A 4,251-nucleotide genomic window follows, 5' to 3' on the forward strand; every position below is an offset into this window, starting at 1 on the left:
TGCGGTAGGACATCTGTCCCCGCTCGCGGTAGGGCGCGGGGATGGCGGCCGAGCCCGGCAGGCTCATGCCCAGCGCCTCGGCCAGGCTGTTCATGGTCGAGGCCGTGCCCATGGTGTTGCAGTAGCCCACCGACGGCGCCGAGGTGGCCACCAGCGCGATGAAGCCTCATAGTCCAGCTCACCCCGGGCCATCATCTCGCGGGCGCTCCAGATGATCGAGCCCGAGCCCACCCGCTCGCCCTTGTTCCAGCCGTTCAGCATGGGCCCCACCGACAGGGCGATGGCGGGGATGTCCACGGTGGCCGCGGCCATCAGGCAGGCGGGGGTGGTCTTGTCGCAGCCGATGGTCAGCACCACCCCGTCGATGGGATAGCCGTACAGAAGCTCCACCAGCCCCAGATAGGCCAGGTTGCGGTCCAGCCCGGCGGTGGGCCGCTTGCCGGTCTCCTGGATGGGATGGACCGGGAACTCCAGGGCGATGCCCCCCGCCTCGCGGATGCCCTCGCGCACCCGCTTGGCCAGCTCGATGTGGTGGCGGTTGCACGGCGACAGGTCAGACCCTGTCTGGGCGATGCCGATGATCGGCTTGCCCGAGCGCAGCTCCTCCAGCGTCAGGCCGTAGTTGAGATAACGCTCCAGATACAGCGCCGTCATGTCCGGGTTCGCAGGGTTGTCGAACCACAGACGGGAGCGGAGAGGCTTGGTCATACAGCGACAGTCTTCAGTGGGCCCACGACGGGCGGGGACGCCGGAACACGCGCCCCGACCTTTCATTCATGAAGAACTTATCGCATACGAAAATGCCGGGCCGCAAGCCCGAGGCCGTCCATGGCCCCGCCTGACCCGCTTCAGGCCTGGGACGCGGAGCCCATGTCGGCGGAGATGGCGGCGGCGGCGCGGCGCAGATGGATCAACGCCGTGGCCATGTCGCAGCCCACTGTGGTGTGCTCGATATAGGGGGTGATCAGGGTGGCGATGACGCCGTCCGCCCCCATCACCGGCGCCGACAGATCGGTCACGCCCTTGACGAAATCGCTGGCCCGCTGAGCGTAGCCCTTGACCGCCGTGGCGTCCGCCTCCTCGGCGAAAGCTCGAACATGGCGTCGCCGTGCAGCCGGCGCAGCACCTCCTCCAGCCGCGCCCGTCCGGCCGGCGAGGCCAGGCCGTAGAACATGCGGCCCGAGGTGGCCTCGATCAGATTGCGGCGGTAGCCGATGCGCACCGAATAGCCCAGGTCTCCGGGGCTCTCGACGCGGGCCACCACCACGATCTGGGTCTCGCTGGGCACCACCAGATGGCACGACTGAACCGTGGTCTCGGCCAGAATTCGCATGGCCGGCAGGGCCGCCTCCACCAGCGACTTCACCGGCGCCTGGGCCATGCCCAGGGTGAACAGGCGGTTTGTCAGGCGATAGCCTTCGGAGGACTGTTCGATATAGCCCCGGAACTCCAGCACCTGGATCATCCGGAACAGCTCGGACACGGAACGCTTGAGGGTCACCGACATCTGCGACGGCGTCATGGGTCGTCCGTGGCTGGACAGCAGTTCGAGCACATCCAGGCCCTTCTCGAGCGCGGGCGCACGGTATTTGCGCTCCCCGAGCTCTTCTTCCAGCGGCGGCATGGCTTCCCCGATCAACCTGTCTCTCCCCAAGTCTTAGCGCCGCCGCCACCCCGATAGAAGGCCGTCCGCGCCGCTTCTTAACCTGCGCCGCCGGATCAAACCATATATGAAATGACTTTCATTGCGCGTCGCTTGAGGATGTCGTAGCCCTTCGTTCAGCGGCCGAATTCAACGGCCCCTCGGGGGAGACATTCATGACGCTGGCGCCGATCGACCTGATCCTTCTGGCCCTTTACGGGGTCGGCATCTTCGCCCTGGCCCAGTGGGTCTCCCGCGACCGGCCCGGCGAGCAGAAGAACACCACCGACTATTTCCTGGCTTCGAAGAGCCTGCCCTGGTGGGCCATCGGCGCTTCGCTGATCGCGGCCAACATCTCCGCCGAACAGATCATCGGCATGTCGGGCTCGGGCTATGTCATCGGCCTGGCCATCGCCTCCTACGAATGGATGGCGGCCCTGACCCTGCTGATCGTGGGCAAGTTCTTCCTGCCCATCTTCCTGAAGAACAACATCGTCACCATGCCCCAGTTTCTGGAGCAGCGGTACGGCGCCAGGATCCGCAGCGTCATGGCCGTGTTCTGGCTGGTGCTCTACGTCTTCGTGAACATCACCTCGATCCTGTGGCTGGGCTCGCTGGCCATCACCACGGTGACGGGCGTGGACCAGACCCTGGCCCTGTTCGGCCTGGCGGCGTTCGGCCTCGTCTATCAGCTGTGGGGCGGGCTCAAGGCCGTGGCCCTGACCGATGCGGTGCAGGTTGCCCTGCTGGTGGCGGGCGGTCTGGTGATCGCGGTCATCACCCTGAACCAGATCGGCGGCGACGGCGGGGTGCTGAACGGCTTCGCCCGCCTGACCACCGAGTTCCCCGAGAAGTTCGACATGATCCTGTCTCCGGACAGCCCGCACTATGCGGCCCTGCCGGGTCTGTCGGTCCTGATCGGCGGCATGTGGATCATGAATCTGAGCTACTGGGGCTTCAACCAGTACATCATCCAGCGCGCGCTGGCGGCCTCCAGCATCGACGAGGCCCAGAAGGGCATCGCCTTCGCCGCCTATCTGAAACTGCTGATGCCGCTGATCGTGGTGCTGCCGGGGCTGGCCGCCCTGGTGCTGGCGCCGGACCTGACGCGGCCCGATCAGGCCTATCCCACCATGATGGCCCTGTTGCCTGTGGGTCTGAAGGGGCTGGTCTTCGCCGCCCTGGTGGCCGCCATCATCGCCACCCTCGGCTCGCTGGTGAACTCCATCTCCACCATCTTCACCCTGGACCTGTACGCCAAGGCGCGCCCGAACCTGTCCCAGCATCATCTGGTCACCGTGGGCCGGCTGTCGGCGGCGGCGGCCATGCTGATCGGCGCCCTCGTCGCCCGGCCGCTGCTGGGCAATTTCGATCAGGCGTTCCAGTTCATCCAGGACTTCACCGGCTTCTTCACCCCGGCCATCGTGGTGATCTTCATCCTCGGCATGTTCTGGCGCCGCGCGTCCGAGGCCGGCGCCCTGGCCGCGGCCATCGGCGGGGTGATCCTGTCGGGCGTCATGTGGTGGCTGAACAACGAGGGCCTGCTGGTCATGCCCTTCATGAACCGGGTGGGGATCGTGTTCCTGATCGCCCTGGCGCTGGCGGTGGTGGTGTCCCTGATCCGCCCCGCCCCCGCTTCGGCCCTGAAGGTCCAGCTGGACGGCATCAGCTTCCGCACCTCCGCCGCTTTCAACCTGGCGGGGGTGGGCGTCATCGCCTTCCTGATCCTGGTCTATTCCATCTGGTGGTGAGCCGGGTCAGCGCCCGAGGCTCACCCGTCCCGCCCTAGTGATTATCCCTCGGCGCGCGGGCGATGGTGTCGACGATGCGGTGGTATTTGACGGCGTTCTCGAGGGTGGCGCCGGTCTCCAGCTGTCCGGTGAGGCCGCGCTGGATCTCCTGCCACGGGGTCTGGGAGGCGGGATAGGCATAGCCGCCGGCGGCCTCCAGCGCGGCCTTGCGCGCGGCGATCTCGTCGTCGGGCACCATCAGGGTGACGGTGGAGGTGTTCAGATCCACGCGGATGTGGTCGCCGGTCTTCAGCACGGCGATGGTCCCGCCCGCCGCAGCTTCGGGCGAGGCGTGCAGGATCGACGGCGACCCCGAGGTGCCCGACTGGCGGCCGTCGCCGATGCAGGGCAGGGCGGTGATCCCTTGCTTGATCAGGTGGGCGGGCGGACGCATGTTGACCACCTCGGCGGCGCCGGGATGGCCGATGGGCCCCGACCCGCGCATCACCAGCACCGAGCGCTCGGTGATGCCCTCGGCCGGATCGTCGATGCGGTGGTGGTAGTCCTCGGGCCCGTCGAACACCACGGCGGTCCCCTCGAAGGCCTCGGGATCCTTGGGGTCCGACAGATAGCGGTCGCGGAACTGGGGGGAGATGACGCTGGTCTTCATCACCGCCGAGTCGAACAGATTGCCCGACAGCACCACGAAGCCTGCGTCGCGCATCAGCGGGTCCTCGAAGGGCCGGATCACGTCCGGCAGGACGATCTGCGCGCCTCTGCAGTTCTCGCCGAGGGTCTTGCCGTTCACGGTGGGCGCGTCCTCGCGGATCAGGCCCTGACCCATCAGCTGATTGACCACGGCGGGCACCCCGCCGGCCT

Annotated in this window: 4 protein-coding genes and 1 pseudogene; 1 reads left to right on the forward strand and 4 read right to left on the reverse strand. The window is 67.3% G+C overall.

Translation table 11 applies throughout. The features are described from left to right. From MBEBAB_RS14515 to MBEBAB_RS14520, 3 genes and pseudogenes are all read right to left on the reverse strand, one after another. Window positions 1–708: pseudogene (locus MBEBAB_RS14515) on the reverse strand (dihydroxy-acid dehydratase domain-containing protein); the annotation flags it as partial. A 140-nt stretch (window positions 709–848) separates the two neighbouring features. Further along, window positions 849–1,019 carry a hypothetical protein gene (locus MBEBAB_RS17840; protein ID WP_242397189.1) on the reverse strand — a complete coding sequence of 57 codons (171 nt, stop codon included), beginning with the start codon at window positions 1,017–1,019 and terminating at the stop codon, window positions 849–851. Next, window positions 1,016–1,639, reverse strand: coding sequence for an IclR family transcriptional regulator (locus tag MBEBAB_RS14520; RefSeq protein ID WP_242397190.1), 624 nt, complete (start codon window positions 1,637–1,639; stop codon window positions 1,016–1,018). The genes MBEBAB_RS17840 and MBEBAB_RS14520 overlap by 4 nt, the downstream gene beginning before the upstream one ends. 179 nt (window positions 1,640–1,818) lie before the next feature. Between MBEBAB_RS14520 and MBEBAB_RS14525 the strand changes: the two genes are divergently transcribed. After that, window positions 1,819–3,393 (forward strand): sodium/sugar symporter, encoded by a 1,575-nt coding sequence (locus tag MBEBAB_RS14525; protein ID WP_021698742.1) that lies wholly within the window; start codon window positions 1,819–1,821, stop codon window positions 3,391–3,393. Between the two features lie 34 nt (window positions 3,394–3,427). Here the strand turns inward: MBEBAB_RS14525 and MBEBAB_RS14530 are convergent. Next, window positions 3,428–4,251 (reverse strand): IlvD/Edd family dehydratase (locus MBEBAB_RS14530; RefSeq protein WP_045319463.1); only part of this gene is annotated, 824 nt, incomplete at its 5' end.

Origin of the sequence: Brevundimonas abyssalis TAR-001 (assembly GCF_000466985.1) — a bacterium.
Classification (GTDB): Bacteria; Pseudomonadota; Alphaproteobacteria; order Caulobacterales; family Caulobacteraceae; genus Brevundimonas; species Brevundimonas abyssalis.

Coding starts and splice junctions, on each gene's coding strand:
- MBEBAB_RS14525 (WP_021698742.1), top strand. CDS start 1,819: ATGACGCTGGCGCCGATCGACCTGATCCTTCTGGCCCTTTACGGGGTC.